The sequence below is a fragment of the Micromonospora sp. WMMD736 genome, from assembly GCF_049179015.1.
Lineage (GTDB): Bacteria > Actinomycetota > Actinomycetes > Mycobacteriales > Micromonosporaceae > Micromonospora.
On the sequence record NZ_JBMHMI010000001.1, the window covers coordinates 3540026 to 3555621 of the forward strand.

Consider the following 15596-nt stretch of genomic DNA (forward strand, 5'->3'; position numbering starts at 1 on the left):
GCGCACCGGCCGTCCGCGTGGGCATACTCGACGGCGTGATCGGAGCGCGCTACTACTTTTACTACGGCACCGGGAGTCCGGCTGCCGTAGGTCGCGCCTGATCGATCAGACCTGCGAAAAGCCCCGGGCTCCTGGAGTCCGGGGCTTTTTCGTCCCGGGTTGCGGGCACGGGGCACCAGAGCGCGAGAGGTACCCGATGATGACAGACGTGGTGGAGCAGAACGGCGGCCCGGCACGGCCGGACCCGGTACAGGCCCCGGCGGACGGGAGCACGCCGGAGGCGGCGGCCCTTCCGGTGGAATCCGGCGAAACGGCCGACGCGCCGACCGGCACCGTGGAGCCGACCGCCGCCGCGCGGATCGTGCAGATCAGGGAACGGATCGACGAGATCGACCATGCCCTGATCACGCTCTGGCAGGAGCGGGCCGCGCTGTCGCGGGAGGTCGGCGCGACCCGGATGGCCTCCGGCGGCACGCGGCTGGTGCTCTCCCGGGAACGCGACATCCTGGAACGCTTCCGGCTCGCGCTCGGTGCCGACGGTACGCAACTGGCGCTGTTGCTGCTGCGAGCGGGCCGCGGTCCGCTGTAGGGCGAGCCTGGACAGACGGAACCGCCTGCCGTCGTCGTGGTGACGTCGGCAGGCGGTTCCGGTGAATCACGCCTCGTGGGTGGCGACGATCTCGCGCCGCTCTGCGAAGTGGCAGGCGCTCGGGTGGTCCGAGTCGCGGCGGATCTCCAGCAGCGGGACCTGCTCGGCGCAGACATCCTGCGCCTTCCAGCAGCGGGTCCGGAACCGGCAGCCCGAGGGCGGGCTGATCGGCGACGGCACGTCACCCGTGAGCCGGATGATCGTCTTGTTGTTCCGCTGGGTCGGGTCCGGCACCGGCACCGCCGAGAGCAGCGCCTGGGTGTACGGGTGGGTCGGCCGCTCGTAGATCTCGTCCTCGGTGCCGATCTCGACGATCTTGCCGAGGTACATCACCGCCACGCGGTCCGACAGGTGGCGGACCACCGACAGGTCGTGGGCGATGAAGATGTACGAGAGCCCCAGCTCGCCCTGGAGCTTCTCCAGCAGGTTCATCACCTGGGCCTGGATGGAGACGTCGAGCGCCGAGACGGGCTCGTCGCAGACGATCACCTCGGGCCGCAGCGCGAGCGCACGGGCGATGCCGATGCGCTGGCGCTGACCGCCGGAGAACTGGTGCGGGTACCGGTTGATGTGCTCCGGGTTCAGCCCGACCAGGTCGAGCAGTTCGCGAACCTTGGCCCGACGGCTGCCCCGGGGCGCCACCTCCGGGTGGATCTCGAACGGCTCACCGATCAGGTCGCCGACCGTCATCCGCGGGTTGAGCGAGGTGTACGGGTCCTGCATGACCAGCTGGATCTGCCGACGCAAACGACGCAGCGCGCCGCCGGAGAGCTTGGAGATGTCCTGGCCCTTGTAGATCACCCCACCGGCGGTCGGCTTCTCCAGGTTCATCAGAACCCGGGCGAGGGTCGACTTGCCACAGCCGGACTCGCCGACGACACCGAGCGTCTCGCCGGCCCCCAGACCGAAGGAGACCCCGTCGACGGCCTTGACCTGACCGACGGTCTTCTTGAACACCACACCCTGCGTGACGGGGTAGTGCTTGACCAGGTCACGGACCTCGAGGATGTTCTCAGACACGGTTCACCAGCTCCTCGGCGAAGTGGCAGGCGCTGGCCCGGGAGTGGCCCACCTGAAGCAGCGGGGGGACCTTCTCCCGGCACACCGGCTGAGCCATGGGGCAGCGCGGGTTGAACGGGCAGCCCGGCGGGATGTTCATCAGGTTCGGCGGGAGACCCTTGATCGTCCGGAGCTGCTGCCCCTTCTCGTCGAGCCGCGGGATCGAGTCGATCAGACCCAACGTGTACGGGTGCGCCGGCTTGGCGTACAGGTCGTACACGTCGGCTTCCTCGACGATGCGGCCCGCGTACATGACGGCGATCCGGTCCGCGACGTCGGCGACCACGCCGAGGTCGTGGGTGATCAGGATCATGCCCATCTGCCGCTCACGCTGAAGCTCCGCGAGCAGGTCCATGATCTGGGCCTGCACGGTCACGTCGAGCGCGGTGGTCGGCTCGTCGGCGATCAGCACCTCGGGGTCGAGCGCCAGCGACATCGCGATCATCGCGCGCTGCCGCATACCGCCGGAGAACTGGTGCGGATAGTTGTTGAACCGGCCCTTGGCGTTCGGAATCTTGACCTGGTCGAGCATTTCGATCGCGCGCTTCTTGGCTTCGGCGCGACCCATGCCCCGCCGGACCCGGAACTGCTCGGCGATCTGGAACCCGACGGTGAAGACCGGGTTCAGGGCGGAGAGCGCGTCCTGGAAGATCATCGCGATGCCCTCGCCGCGGATGCGACGACGCTCCTCGGCGGACATACGGAGCATGTCCTTGCCGTGGAAGCGGACCTGCCCACCGGTGATGAAGCCGGGAGGCATGTCGAGGATGCCCATGATGGTCTGCGCCGTGACGCTCTTGCCGGAGCCGGACTCGCCAAGCACGGCGAGGGTCTCCCCCGCGTTGACGTGGTACGTGACCCCGTTGATGACCTTTGCGACGCCGTCCCGGGTACGGAACTCCACCCGCAGGTCGTCGACCTCGAGCAGCCGGCCGGAGGGACGCCCGGACCCGCCGGATCCCGGCGCGGACTGCTCGGACACGAGAATGTCGGACACTGGATCTCCCCTAGCGGAGTTTCGGATCGAGGGCCTCGCGGACCGCCTCACCGAGCATCACGAAGCTCAGCACTGCGGCGACGAGGAAGGCGGCGGGGAAGAACACCAGCCCCGGCGCGACCCGGATGAAATCCTTGCCGTCGCTGATCATGATGCCCCAGGACACCACCGGCGACTTCAGGCCGACACCCAGGAACGACAGGGTGGCCTCGGCGCCGATGAACGAGCCGACCATGATCGTGCCGTAGACCAGCAGCGGGGCCAGGCAGTTCGGCAGCAGGTGCTTGAGGATGATCCGACCGCTACCGGCACCCAACGCGCGGGCCGCGACGATGTAGTCGGCCTCCTTGGTGGCGAGCACCGAGGAGCGCATCAGCCGCATCACGACCGGCCAGCTCAGCACGATCAGCGAGATGGTCACCAGGCCCATGATCTCGGCCTTGCTGTTGCTGGCGCCCGAACCGTTGAACGTGGTCAGGATGACGATCGCGCCGAGCACGAACGGGATACCGAAGAACACGTCGGCGATCCGGCTGAGCAGCGTGTCGACCCAACCACCGAGGTAGCCGGAGATGATGCCCATGGTGCCGCCGACCAGCAGGGTGCCGATCACGGAGAGCACGGCGACCACGACGGAGGCACGCGCGCCGTAGATGACCCGGGCGTAGACGTCCCGGCCCTGCAGGTCGTACCCGAACCAGGCGCTTCCGGAGGCCTTGTCGAGGCTCCGCGACAGCGATCCGTTGACCGCGTCTCCCGGGGCGAACAGCGACGGGAAGGCCGCCATCAACAGGAAGATGACGATGACCGTCGCCGAGATCCAGAACAGTGGCTTGCGGCGCAGGTCGCGCCAGGCGTCACCGAGCAGACCGCGCGGCTTCTCGTTGCTCTGCGGGCCGGGTGCGGCCGGCGTGTCGGTCGCCTGCGGGGTAGGGGTGCTGACGATCGATGCGGTGCTTGGGTCACTCATAACGGATCCTCGGGTCCAGGGCGGCGTAGAGCAGGTCGACCAACAGGTTCATCAACAGATAGACGACCACCAGTACGACCACGATGCCAACCACCGTAGCGCTCTCCTTGGTGATGATCGCGCGGTAGACCTCGCGGCCGATGCCGTTGATGCCGAAGATGCCCTCGGTGACGATCGCGCCGCCCATCAGCGCGCCAAGGTCGGTGCCGAGCAGGGTGACCACCGGGATGAGCGAGTTGCGCAGCAGGTGCACACCGACCACCCGGCGCATCGGCAGGCCCTTGGCGATGGCCGTGCGCACGTAGTCGGCGCGGCGGTTCTCCGCGATGCTCGTGCGAGCCACCCGGGCGATGTACGCCACCGACGCGCTACCGAGCACGAAGCCCGGGACGATCAGTTCGGAGAACCGCATCTCGGACGAGACCGTCGGGTGGACGATCTTCCACTGCACGCCCAGCAGCCACTGCAGCACGAAGCCGACGACGAACACCGGCAGCGCGAGCAGGAAGAGGGTCGAGACCAGGACCAGGTTGTCCAGGAAGCCGTTGCGACGCAGACCGGTCAGGATGCCGGCGCCGAGGCCGATGACGGCCTCGATGGCGAGCGCGACCAGGGCCAGCTTCAGCGTGTTCGGGTACGCCGTGGCGATGATGTCGCCGATCTCGCGCTGCGAGAACGTCTGCCCGAAGTCGCCCTGAAGGAGGTTCTTCATGTAGTTGCCGTACTGCACGAAGACGTTCTGGTCCAGGTGGTACTTCTCGGTCATGTACGCGATGTACTGATCCGGGCAGCGCCGCTCGCCGCACTTGCCGGCGAACGGGTCGCCCGGGACCGACCAGACGAGCCAGTAGATCAGGAAAGTCGAGCCGATGAAGACCGGCACGAGTTGGAGCAGCCGTCTCAACAGATAACGGCCCATGGGGTGGTCCTCCAGACAGGGGGCGCGTCGGACGGCCGACACGGTGGTGACAACGTGGCGAGTGGCATGTTGTAGCACCCACTCGCGGAACGGCCCCGGGTCGGGCTCACCGGATGTGGCGAGCCCGACCCGGGGTCAGACCGTACGGATCAGAGCTCGACCGAGGTGATGTCGAGTTCGCCGACGTTGTTCAGCTCGAGCTTCTTGATCTTCTCCGAGTGGCCGGACTGCTGGCCGTAGAAGTAGATCGGGATGCTCGGGACGTCCTGGTCGACAACCTCGACGGCCTTGGCGAACGCCTCGTGCGAGGCCTCCAGGCTCGGCGCGGCGCTGGCCTGCTTGGCCAGGGTGTCGACCTGCGGGTTGCTGTACAGACCGTCGTTGGAGGAGCCACCCTTGACGTAGAGCGGGTTGACCCAGTTCTCCACGTCCGGGTAGTCCTGCTGCCAGGCGGCACGGTACGGGCCGGTCATCTTGTGCGCGTTGATGTTCTGGCGGAAGACCGCGAAGGTCGGAACGCCCTCGGCGCGAGCCTCGATGCCGAGGTTGGTCTTGACCTGCTGCGCAACGGCGTCCATCCAGTCCTTGTGGCTGGAGTCGGCGTTGTAGTAGAACACCATCTCACCGGTGAAGCCGCCGGCCTCGGTCAGCAGCTGCTTGGCCGTGGTCGGGTCGAACTTGCAGGCGGTGCAGTTGCCCGGCTTGGCGCCCGGGGTCAGCGGGTTCGCCCAGCTGTCGGCCGGCTTGCGGGTACCGAAGAAGATCTTGTCCGAGATCTCCTGCCGGTTGATCGACAGCGAGACCGCGCGACGCAGCTTCGGGTTCTGGAAGCGCTTGTCGTAGATCGGGAACGCGATGAACGCGGTCGACGGGGTGACCGTGTTCAGACCCCGGTCACCGAGGTCGGCCTTCCACTTGTCGCCGGCGAGCGCCGAGGTGGGGACAACCTCCATGAAGTCGAGGTTGTTGCTCAGCAGGTCGGCGTAGGCGGCCGTCTCGTCCTGGTACAGCTTGACGTCGACGTCCTTGATCTTCATCTTGTCACGCAGGTTGTAGTCGTCGAAGCGCGTGAGCTTGATGAGGACGTTGTCCTGCCACGAGACGAACTTCACCGGGCCGTTGCCGATCGGGTTCTTACCGAACTCCTCGGGCTTCATGGTGAAGAACTTGTCCGGCAGCGGCATGAAGGCGCTGTAGCCGAGCTTGGTCGGGAAGACCGCGGTCGGGGCGGCGAGGGTGACCTCGAAGGTCTGCTCGTCGATGACCTTCAGGCCGGAGAGCTTGTCGGCCGTCGGGGTCGGGGCCTTCTGCGGGCCCTCCGGGCCGTCCGGGTCCTCGGTGTAGGTCTTGTCGAAGCCCTCGATGTCCGCGAAGAAGGAGCCATTCTGCGCGCCGTTCGGCGAGTACGCGGCCCAGTTCCAGGCGTCGACGAAGTTCTTCGCCTTCACCTCGGTACCGTCGTGGAACTTGGTACCCTTCTTGATCTTGATCGTGAAGACCTTGGAGTCCTTGGTGTCGATGGACTCGGCCAGCGCGTTGCGCGGGGCCCCACCGTCGTTCGGGTACTCGACCAGGCCGGTGAACAGCCAGTCGATGACCTTGCCACCGCCGGTCTCCGTGGTGTTCGACGGAACCAGCGGGTTCTCCGGCTGGACGCCGTGGATGACGATGGCGCCATCCTTGCTGGCGGCAGCGTCGCCGTCACCGTCACCGCTCGAGCAACCGCTCGCGACAAGCGCGGCGGCCGCGCTGAGCGCGATCGCGCTCGTCGCCCGCTTCGAGACTCTCATTCCGAGGGGCCTCCTCTTTCTAACCTGGTTCCGTCGTGGGTTTCACGCACGTTTGGGGGTGACACCGCCCGGCTACCTCGGGGCGGAGGTCGCCGGGACCACAGGGAAGTTTGGAGACACCCCTGATGTTCCGATCCGCCGGGCTCCCCACCCGACAGGGCACGACCCTACGCAGGCGTCGCGACCACGAACCCGCCGGGAAGCAGCGGAGATCATGGTCGTGGGCCGTACGGAGTGCCACACACCGAGGGTGAGGTGCTGCCACTGTGACACCCACCGGCCTCTTCCGTGAAGGTGCCGTTATCAAGCCGTTAGTTGCCCGCCACGTAGCCGATACTTGAAAAATGATCATAAAACGGTCGCTGTGCACCTCCCCGACCTCGACGCTTCGACCTGCTAGGCGACCCGAGCGCGCTCAGACCCGACCTTCGTGAGTCGCCCCGCGCCCGGGGCCGTCGATCCGTAGCCGAACGCGCACCCACTGTTCTTTGCCCGTCCGGACGATGTCCTCGTCCGCTAGACGGGCACCAGCGCCGACTGGGTGGACGAGGGCGTCGCGGACGGACTTCTGCCCACCACCCGCCGCCGAAATGACATCGGCCCCGGCACCGCTCGCGCGGTTCCGGGGCCGATGGTGCGGCGAGATGGATCAGGCGGTGAAGCGGACCTTGCGGCGACGCACCACCAGGACAGCCACCGCGCCCGCGGCGAGCAGCAGCAGACCCGCGGTCGCCGCCGCCGCGATCGGCGAACCGGTCAGCGGCAGGCCGCCACCGTTGCTCGCCGGCGAGGTGGACGGGGCCGGGCTGGCCGGCTGCGCCGAGTCCGACGGCGTGGCCGACGGGGTGGTCGGGGAGGCCGACGCGCTCGGGGTCGCCGACGGGGTGGCCGGCGGGGTGGTGGGTACGGCGGTGAAGGTGGCCGCCGCCCGGGCGGTGACGGTCGCGCCGGTGCTGCCACCGAGGATCAGCTTCTGCGCCTTCTTCGGGCCGGTGAACAGGAACACCCGGCCGAAGGAGACCGAGTCCTGCGCGGTCAGGGTCACGTTGACCGCGCCGGCGGCCTCGGCGGCCAGCCAGAACTGCCCGCCGTTGGTGGTCGTGGTGACCGGCTTGCCCTCGGCGTCGACGACGGTGCCGCCGGTGGCCGCGACGGTGATGACGCCCGCCGGGCCCTTCACCGTGAACGGACCGGCCTTGCCGCCGACCGTCGCGGTGGCGCTGGCCGGGTCGACGGACAGCTCGGCCCGCGGCTCCGGCTGGTCGGTGGCGTTCTTGACCAGATAGTCACGGACCTTCGTGATCACCTCGTACTGCTTCTTCTCGAGCAGACCCTTCTCCCACGCGCCCAGCTCGATGCCGTCGCTGAAGTGCCAGACGGCGGTCTGGGTGCCGAAGTAGAGCAGGTTGTCGAGCTGCTTCTTGCCGATCTTGGTGTCCACGCCGGCGGCGGCGAGGAGCTTGGTCGAGTCGGCGTTCGGGTAGCCGTGGGTGAGCACCCACTGCACCTTGCCGAGGTTCTTCACCTGGGACTCGTCCCAGGTTCCCTCGTCGTACTTGCCGTCGAGCTTGACGTTGGTGTGGTAGTCGATGCAGAACGCCGGCACCAGCTTGCCGTCGATCTTCAGGGCGAGCGCGGACGTGGTGACCTGCTTGCCGTCGAGCTTCAGGGTGACCTGGCTGTCCTTGACCGCCTTGGCCACGCCGGTGGCCGGAGCGGCGGCGGCCGCACCCGCCACGCCGAGCGCCAGGGCGCCGCCGGCGACAGCCGCCAGCGCGACCCGCGCCCAGTGTCGTCCTCGTTGTCCGAACATCAGAAGTGGTACCTCTTCCCCAGGGGTGACCCGCCGTGGCGGGCACGCGCGTGAGCCGCCGTCTCCGCGGGATGCGACACCCACGCGCGGAAACGGGACCGGGGCAGTATGGAACCACGATTGATCTTTTGTCAGCCCCGCCCAGCGGCATCCGTGGCATCTGCCCGAATTGCCGGGGCGGAGGAATTGATCACACGAGCCGGCGGTCCGCCGCCCAGCGGGAAAGCTCGTACCGGTTGGACATCTGGAGCTTGCGCAGCACGTTCGACACGTGCGTCTCCACGGTCTTGATGGAGATGAACAGCTCCTTGGCGATCTCCTTGTACGCGTACCCCCGGGCGAGCAGGCGCAACACCTCCCGCTCACGGTTGGTGAGCTGGTCCAACTCCGGGTCGGCCACCGGCGCGTCCGGCCGGGCCGCGAACGCGTCCAGCACGAACCCGGCCAGCCGTGGGCTGAACACGGCGTCACCGTCGGCAACCCGGCGGATCGCCGCGGCCAACTCGTCCGGAGAGATGGTCTTGGTGACGTACCCCCGGGCGCCGGCCCGGATCAGCCCGATCACGTCCTCGGCCGCGTCGGAGACGCTCAGGGCCAGGAACTTGACCTGCGGGTGACTGCGCCGCATCGCCTCCAGCACCGCGCGGCCACCGCCGTCGGGCATGTGCACGTCGAGCAGCACCACGTCGGGCACCGTGACGGCGATCCGGGCGACCGCCTCGGCCACCGTGCTCGCCTCGCCCACCACCTCGACGTGCGCGCCCAACTCGGCGCGTACCCCGGCGCGGAACATGGCGTGGTCGTCCACCAGGAAGACCCGCAGGCGCTCCGGACGGTTCTCCGCCGGGTGCTCCGTCGGCTGCTCGGCCATGGTCATCTGTTCCTCTCCGCCGCGGACGAGTCCCGGGAGATCGGCAGGATCAACCGGACCTCGGTCCCCTCCCCCGGGCCGGACCGGATCTCGGCCCGTCCGCCGTGCCGCTTCATCCGTCCGATGATCGAACCGCGTACGCCGTGCCGGTGGTCCTCCACCGTATCCGGATCGAAGCCCTTGCCCCGGTCCCGGACGAAGACACTTACCTGTTCCGGTTCCACCTCGGCGTAGAGCGACACGGTCTGCACGCCGGCGTGCCGCGCCGCGTTCACCAGCGCCTCCCGGGCCGCGGCGACCAGCGCGCCGACCTTCTCGTCGGTCTCGCGGTCACCCACCACCACCGCCTCCACGGTGATCGCGAACGTGTCCTCGACCTCGGCGGCAGCCTGCTCCAGAGCGGCCGCGAAGCGCTCGTTCGGCGAGGCTGTGGGCTTGTAGAGCCAGTTGCGCAGCGAGCGCTCCTGCCCCCGCGCCAACCGCTGCACCGTCTTGACGTCGCCCGCGTTGCGCTGGATCAGCGCCAGGGTGTGCAGCACCTGGTCGTGCACCATCGCGGCCAGCTCAGCCCGCTCCTGCTCCCGGATGCGGCCCTCCCGCTCCGCGCGGAGCTGGTTGTACGTCCGCCAGAGCACCGGCGCGGCGACCACGCCGACCCCGGCCAGCCCGACCAGGGCGAAGATCACCCCGTTGATCACCGCGTCGAAGTTCTGTGCCGGCGAGTAGACCGCCGCGACACCGATGATGCCGACCGCGACCAGCACCCCGCCGCCGATGAACCGGAGCACGAAGGCCCGCCGGTCGCTCTCCTCCACGACCGCACCGAGCCACGGGACCGGCATCGTCTCGCCCCAACGACGCCGCCGCTCGGGCGCCGACTGGTGCCAGATCACGCCCGCGCCGACCGCGATGATGGCCACCAGCCAACCGGCGGTACCCGCCGCGCCGACCGAGTCGAAGACCATCACCTGGATCAACAGGACACCGAGCCCGATCCCGACGAACGGCAGGAGTTGGGCCACGTCCCGCCGGGGCGGCACGGCCGTGTCACCGGGCCGCAGCGGCACCACCGCCCAGAACGCCGCGTACAGCAGCAGCCCGAGCCCACTGAGCCCGAGCAGCACCATGAACGCGACGCGCACGCGCAGCACCGAGATGCCGAGGTGGTCGGCGATACCGGCGGCGACGCCAGCGGCCATCCGATGCTCGGGGGCCCGGTACAGGCGCGGAGGCGGGGTCACGGTGCTGATCGCAGGCTCCCTGGTCACGGCGGTGGGCTGGGTGCGGGTCGATGAGTCCGATCGTCACACGCTGCGGCCTCCGACGACCACGGGGACGCCCCCGACATTCCGGCCTGCCGGATCTCAGGGTGGCGTCAGGGTCGGGTCCTGAGGTCGTTCGGGCGAGGTGGGCAGCAGGATCGAGGCATGACCGAGGAAGCTGCCCCGCCGCCCCGACCCGGGTCGGCACAGTCGGGCGGTTCAGCACCGCCCCCACCGCCCACGACACCCGCCGGCTGGACCGAGCCGACCACGTTCGGCCCGCCCGCCGCTCCGACGACCGACGAGCCGCCGGGCGCCGGCTACGCGCCGGGCGCCGGCTTCGCGGCCGGTACCGGCTACGGCCCCGGCGGGGGTACGTCCGGCACGGGCTACGGGCCCGGCGGTGGTGCGGGTACGCCTGGCGGGCCCGGCACGGCCGGAGCGTCCGGGGGCCCGCTGGGCGGCGCCGGCTTCACCTCGCGGTACGGGCTGGTCCGGCCCCGCGACGGCCGTTACCTCGCCGGGGTCTGCGCGGCGATCGGACGGGCCACCAACACCGACCCGGTGCTGTGGCGGGTGCTCCTCGCGGTGCTCGGGTTCTTCGGCGGCATCGGCATCCTGGTGTACGTCGCCGCCTGGCTGATCATCCCCAACGAGGGCGACACGGCCTCCCCGGTGGAGTCGATGCTGGGGCGGGGCCGTTCCAGCATGTCCCCGGTAACCGTGATCATCCTGGGCATCCTGGTGGCCGCGAGCTTCGGCTACATCGTCACCGACGCCTTTCGCGCGGTCCTGCTCGGCGCGGCCATCCTGATCGGTGGCGCGTTGCTCCTCAACCGGGACAACCGTGGGCCACAGCCCCAGGGTGGGCCGGTGCCGCCCGGCCCGGCGGGCACGCCACCCGGGCCGGTCCCGCCGGTCGCCTGGCCCGCTCCCACGTACGGCACGGTGCCGCCCGGTGGTCCGGTGGCGACCGCGCCGCTGGCGGGCGACGCGTACGCCACCGCGCCACAGAGCGCGTACCCGTCCGTCCCGAGTGGTCAGCCACCCATCGGCGCGCAGCCGGCGTCCCCGGCGGCGATGGTGCCCGGCGTAGGTCCGGTGTCCGGGCAGCCGGCCGCCGCGACGGCCACCTCGCAGGGCACCGGCTGGCCGGCCAGCGGCCCGCCCACCAGCGGCTGGCCGTCCGCGCCGGTGACCGCCGTGCCGGCCGCCGGCCCGTCCACCCATCCCGGGGCGGCGACGCCGGGCGGATACCGCCCTCCGTTCGCGCCGCACGGCCCGTACGCCGCACCGGCTCCGGCCGCGTACCCACCGCCCAAGCCACCGAAGCCAGCCAAGCGACCCCGGGAGCGTTCGCCGCTCGGTCCGGTGACCTTCTCGCTGATCTTCCTGGCGCTCGGCGTGGTCGCCCTGCTCGACCTATTGGACGTCTTCGACGTCGGCGCCTCGGCGTACTTCGCCGCCGCGTTGGCCACCATCGGGCTGGGACTGCTGGTCGGCACCTGGTTCGGCCGGGCGCGCTGGTTGATCGCGCTGGGGCTGGTGACGGCCGCCGCGCTGGGCACGGCCACCGTCGCCGAGTCCTACGACCGGATCCGGGGCGTGGACGGCGCGGTCACCTGGGCGCCCACCGACTACCGCGACCTCGCCGACCGGTACGAGAACAGCTTCGGTGACGCCGTCCTCGACCTGCGCGGCATCGACTTCACGAAGCAGGACACCCAGGTGACCGTTGCGATCAACTTCGGTCAGGCGACCGTGGTCGTACCGCCGAACGTGGACGTCACCACGGTGGCCGACGTCAACGCCGGCGACGCCACCGTCTTCGGCAACCGATCCGGCGGCATCGACGGCCGGCTGCGGGAGTCCACCGACCTGGGCGCCGACGGCCCCGGCGGCGGGAAGCTGCGGCTCTACATCCACGTCAATGCCGGCAACCTGGAGGTGACCCGGTGAAGGTTCACCGCACGGACCTGCTCTCGTTCGCCTTCGGGCTGGTGTTCCTGGCGCTGTCGGCCTGGTGGCTGCTCGCCCAACTGCTCGGGCTCGCGCTGCCGCCGGTCGGCTGGTTCCTGGCCGGCGCGCTGATCCTGATCGGGGTCTTCGGTCTGGTCGGCGCGCTGCGCTCTGGCCGGTCCGGCGGCCCGGAGCCGAACGGGTTCACCGGGCCGGCGGCGACGGCCTCCGCCGCCACGGTCACGCCCGAGCCGGGCGCGTCGTGGACCGCCGCAACCGAACCGGGCGCGGCCCAACCGGGCACGTCGTGGACCGCCGCAACCGAACCGGGCGCGGCCCAACCGGGCACGTCGTGGACCGCCGCAACCGGACCGCCCACGGCGGAGCTGCGGACACCGGACGCGTCGACGGACGGCACGGTTCATCCGGCCTGGCTGGCTCACGCCCCGGCAGAGTCGGAGACCGCGCCGGTCACGGCGCGGCCCGCCGACACGACCCGGGTCGACCACCATCCGGTCACTACGGCCGACGCGCACCGGGCGGCCGATCCGCCGGCCGAGAAGTCGGCAGCCGACAAGGACCCGGCGGCCAGCGACGACCAGGTCACCGGCGACGATCCGACAGGCACCGACGAGCAGACGGGGCGGCGAGAGGTTTCCTGACCCCGGCGGTCGGTCCGGCCCGTAGGGCTCGCCGGTGCGGCAGGGACGGACAGGCGCATATGCTGGCCGGTGGAGATCTCGCCTCCGCCGGCCGGCCCGTCCCGCCATGGCGCCCCCGCCGCGATTCCCGTCTCTACCCCGTCAGGAGCCCGCCCGTCATGACGCAGTCCCCCGCCGTGCGTACCACCGGCCGATCCGGTCCGGTCCGCATCGGCGAGCGAGCCGCCCGTACGCTCGTCTCCGAGCTGGCCCGGATGAACGACCCGAAGGCCGCGCTGCTGGTCGGCGCGAGCCCGGAGTCCGCGGTGCTGGCCGCGGCGATCGAGGCGTTGCTCCCCGGCGACCGGCTCACCGTGGTGCCCGCCGAGTCGTCCACCGCCGCCGCGCTCCGTGAGCACGTCACCGCCCAGGGTCGGTGGGTCGCCGACCGGGTACGCGTGGTCGACTCGCTCGCCGACGCCGAGCCCTCGGCGGTGGTCGTCGCCTCGGAGGCGTTCGTCGGCACCGCCGAGGAGGCCCGGCACGACATCCAGGGGCTGTCGAAGTACCTCGCCGACGGCGCGGTGCTGAGCATCGCCACCACCGCGACGCCGGGCCGGACCACCGGCGCGGCCGGCGAACTGGGCCGCCAGGACGCCCTGTACGGCGTCGGCAGCGACCTGGTGCTGCGCAACTCGCCGCCGGTACGGGTCCACCGACTGCGGTTCACGCCGGCCAGCCCGGCGGCGGCCGACCAGCTGGCCCCGGCGTACCGGCCGTCCAGCGTGCCGCTGACCAGGGGCATGCACATCGACTCCAACGGGGTGGCAGCGGCGGGCATCACGCTTTCGCTGGCGGTGCTGGCCCGGGTAGCGCGTCCGTCGTCCAAGCTGTGGCTGCTGCCGGCGCTGGCGGCCGGCCCGGTCGCCGCGTTCTTCCGGGATCCGCAGCGGGACGTTCCGGTGGACAAGAATGCCGTGGTGGCCAGTGCGGACGGCAAGGTCCTGTCGGTGCAGCGGCTGTACGACGAGCGGTTCGGTGACGGCGAGTGGCTGCGGATCGCGGTCTTCCTGTCCGTGCTGGACGTGCACGTCAACCGGGCCCCGGTCGCCGGCAAGGTGGTCGACTACTTCGTCGCCGACGGTGGTTTCGTCAACGCCATGAAGCCGGACGCCGAGCACAACGTCGCCGCGTACACGGTGCTGGACACCAGCCGTGGCACGGTGGTGGTCGCGCAGCGGACCGGTCTGATCGCCCGCCGCATTGTGCAGCGCGCGCCGATCGGCGCGCTGCTGGCCAAGGGCGAGCGGTTCGGGCTCATCCGGTTCGGCTCGCGGACCGACGTCTACCTGCCGGCCGACGCCGCGGAACCGCTGGTGGGGCCGGGCGACAAAGTGATCGGCGGTGCCACGGTCATCGCCCGCTGGCGCTGAGACGGATACGAAGAACGGGGCGCCGCTGTTCCCGGCGCCCCGTTCTCGTGTCTCGGATCAGGCGGTACGACGCTGGCGCAGCCAGAGCACCGGCCCGCTGACCAGGTAACCGACCACGATCAGGGCGAACGTGAGCCGGATGTCGACGAGCGCGCCGAGCACCGGAGCGAGCCAGAGCCACGGCGGCAGCTTCACCAGGCGCGCGAGCTTGGCGTACGGGAAGCTCGACACCATCGCGAAGGCGAGCAGCGCCACGCCGGCCACGAGCACCGGACCGGGCACCGGCAGACCGATCGCCACGGTCACGGCGAGCACCGCGGCGGCCATGGTGGTGGGGACACCGCAGAAGAAGCGGCCGTCCTTCGGCGAGACGTTGAAGCGGGCCAGCCGGATCGCCGCGCACGCCGCGACCAGCGCACAGGCCACCGCGGCAGCGGCCGTCGACACGGAGCCGGCGAGCGAGGCGTAGACCACCACGGGCGCGGCGAGGCCGAACGAGCACATGTCGGCCAGCGAGTCCATCTGCGCGCCGAACGGGCTGGCGACGCCGAGTCGACGTGCCAACGCGCCGTCCAGGCCGTCAAAGACGACGCAGGCGATCAGGCAGAGGGCGGCGATGCGCACCTCGTTCTGCATGGCCAGGAAGATCGCCAGCATGCCAAGCATCAGGCTAGCCAGGGTGCAGGCGTTGACCACGGCGAACTTCATCCGGCGGGCCATCGTGCGCTCGCCGGGGAGCAGGGGGATCGACCCGGCGGTGGCCTCGTCGGTGTGCGCCATCGGCAACGCCGGGCTGACCGGCATGACGGCCTCGATGTCGGCGCGGGTGACGCCGGCGGGTCGGCTGAGCCGGTCCAGACCGTAGCGACGGCGCTGGCGGTCGGCGTACCGGTGCTCGGGGAGTGTCAGGTCGGTGGTCCGCAGGTCACCGTCACGGCGGCCCACCCGGACCAGCAACACCTGGCGGGCGAACGTGCTGCTGCGGCGCAACTGGCCCGCCCAGCGACGCCCTGCGGGGCGCGGACTGTCAGTCGTACGACGCCGGCGCCAAAGGGCTCTCGGCACGTTTCCTCCATCACCGGATCGGCTTGCCGCCCTCGGCGGGCGGGTGTCCGGCTGTCTCGTGCCGGACCTTGCGTGGCCCGGCAGCCGTTTTGGCGGAGTACACCATCGCACAGGGGAACGGGGCTTGGCGATAGCTGCCGGCGGTACTCATCTAGTGCAAACCGCGCG

General features: G+C 70.5%; 12 protein-coding genes and 1 pseudogene. 4 read left to right on the forward strand and 9 right to left on the reverse strand.

The features are described 5' to 3' along the window. Window positions 1-196 precede the first annotated feature (196 nt). Complete coding sequence (locus tag ACN269_RS15580) at window positions 197-589, forward strand: chorismate mutase (protein WP_421473131.1); 393 nt, start codon at window positions 197-199, stop codon at window positions 587-589. 66 nt (window positions 590-655) lie between these two features. Here ACN269_RS15580 and ACN269_RS15585 read toward each other — a convergent pair whose 3' ends face one another. The 8 genes from ACN269_RS15585 to ACN269_RS15620 all read right to left on the reverse strand — a co-directional run bounded on the left by ACN269_RS15585 (window position 656) and on the right by ACN269_RS15620 (window position 10336). Next, window positions 656-1669 carry an ABC transporter ATP-binding protein gene (locus tag ACN269_RS15585; protein WP_421473132.1) on the reverse strand — a complete coding sequence of 338 codons (1014 nt, stop codon included), beginning with the start codon at window positions 1667-1669 and terminating at the stop codon, window positions 656-658. Beyond that, window positions 1662-2690 (reverse strand): ABC transporter ATP-binding protein, encoded by a 1029-nt coding sequence (locus ACN269_RS15590; RefSeq protein ID WP_421476360.1) that lies wholly within the window; start codon window positions 2688-2690, stop codon window positions 1662-1664. The genes ACN269_RS15585 and ACN269_RS15590 overlap by 8 nt, the downstream gene beginning before the upstream one ends. A 25-nt stretch (window positions 2691-2715) precedes the next feature. Continuing rightward, window positions 2716-3675, reverse strand: coding sequence for an ABC transporter permease (locus ACN269_RS15595; protein WP_421473133.1), 960 nt, complete (start codon window positions 3673-3675; stop codon window positions 2716-2718). Beyond that, window positions 3668-4594 (reverse strand): ABC transporter permease, encoded by a 927-nt coding sequence (locus tag ACN269_RS15600; protein WP_421473134.1) that lies wholly within the window; start codon window positions 4592-4594, stop codon window positions 3668-3670. Before ACN269_RS15600 ends, ACN269_RS15595 begins: the two co-directional genes overlap by 8 nt. Before the next feature lie 149 nt (window positions 4595-4743). After that, window positions 4744-6384, reverse strand: coding sequence for a peptide ABC transporter substrate-binding protein (locus ACN269_RS15605; RefSeq protein WP_421473135.1), 1641 nt, complete (start codon window positions 6382-6384; stop codon window positions 4744-4746). Between the two features lie 649 nt (window positions 6385-7033). After that, window positions 7034-8197: a Cys-Gln thioester bond-forming surface protein gene (locus ACN269_RS15610; protein ID WP_421473136.1), complete on the reverse strand. Its 1164-nt coding sequence runs from the start codon at window positions 8195-8197 to the stop codon at window positions 7034-7036. 190 nt (window positions 8198-8387) lie between these two features. Next, a complete protein-coding gene (locus ACN269_RS15615) occupies window positions 8388-9068 on the reverse strand; it encodes a response regulator (RefSeq protein ID WP_421476361.1) in 681 nt (226 codons plus the stop codon). A gap of 2 nt (window positions 9069-9070) precedes the next feature. Then, entirely contained in the window at window positions 9071-10336 is a 1266-nt protein-coding gene (locus ACN269_RS15620) for a PspC domain-containing protein (protein WP_421473137.1), read from the reverse strand. 159 nt (window positions 10337-10495) lie between these two features. On the opposite strand from ACN269_RS15620, the gene ACN269_RS15625 reads away from it, so the two are divergent. The 3 genes and pseudogenes from ACN269_RS15625 to ACN269_RS15635 all read left to right on the forward strand — a co-directional run bounded on the left by ACN269_RS15625 (window position 10496) and on the right by ACN269_RS15635 (window position 14363). Further along, the gene (locus tag ACN269_RS15625; RefSeq protein ID WP_421473138.1) at window positions 10496-12289 is read left to right on the forward strand and encodes a PspC domain-containing protein; all 1794 of its coding nucleotides are present in this window, start codon (window positions 10496-10498) and stop codon (window positions 12287-12289) included. Next, window positions 12286-12480: pseudogene (locus tag ACN269_RS15630) on the forward strand (hypothetical protein); the annotation flags it as partial. The gene ACN269_RS15625 and the pseudogene ACN269_RS15630, both read left to right, overlap by 4 nt. A gap of 629 nt (window positions 12481-13109) precedes the next feature. Continuing rightward, window positions 13110-14363, forward strand: coding sequence for a phosphatidylserine decarboxylase (locus ACN269_RS15635; protein WP_421473139.1), 1254 nt, complete (start codon window positions 13110-13112; stop codon window positions 14361-14363). A 57-nt stretch (window positions 14364-14420) separates the two neighbouring features. Here ACN269_RS15635 and ACN269_RS15640 read toward each other — a convergent pair whose 3' ends face one another. Further along, window positions 14421-15353, reverse strand: a complete 933-nt coding sequence (locus ACN269_RS15640; protein ID WP_421476363.1) for a CDP-alcohol phosphatidyltransferase family protein — start codon at window positions 15351-15353, stop codon at window positions 14421-14423. Window positions 15354-15596 lie beyond the last annotated feature (243 nt).

What these genes read in the sequence shown, in the direction of transcription:
- ACN269_RS15580 (WP_421473131.1), top strand. Translation starts at nt 197, where the DNA reads ATGATGACAGACGTGGTGGAGCAGAACGGCGGCCCGGCACGGCCGGAC.
- ACN269_RS15595 (WP_421473133.1), bottom strand. Translation starts at nt 3,675, where the DNA reads ATGAGTGACCCAAGCACCGCATCGATCGTCAGCACCCCTACCCCGCAG.
- ACN269_RS15600 (WP_421473134.1), bottom strand. Translation starts at nt 4,594, where the DNA reads ATGGGCCGTTATCTGTTGAGACGGCTGCTCCAACTCGTGCCGGTCTTC.
- ACN269_RS15605 (WP_421473135.1), bottom strand. Translation starts at nt 6,384, where the DNA reads ATGAGAGTCTCGAAGCGGGCGACGAGCGCGATCGCGCTCAGCGCGGCC.
- ACN269_RS15610 (WP_421473136.1), bottom strand. Translation starts at nt 8,197, where the DNA reads ATGTTCGGACAACGAGGACGACACTGGGCGCGGGTCGCGCTGGCGGCT.
- ACN269_RS15615 (WP_421476361.1), bottom strand. Translation starts at nt 9,068, where the DNA reads ATGGCCGAGCAGCCGACGGAGCACCCGGCGGAGAACCGTCCGGAGCGC.
- ACN269_RS15625 (WP_421473138.1), top strand. Translation starts at nt 10,496, where the DNA reads ATGACCGAGGAAGCTGCCCCGCCGCCCCGACCCGGGTCGGCACAGTCG.
- ACN269_RS15635 (WP_421473139.1), top strand. Translation starts at nt 13,110, where the DNA reads ATGACGCAGTCCCCCGCCGTGCGTACCACCGGCCGATCCGGTCCGGTC.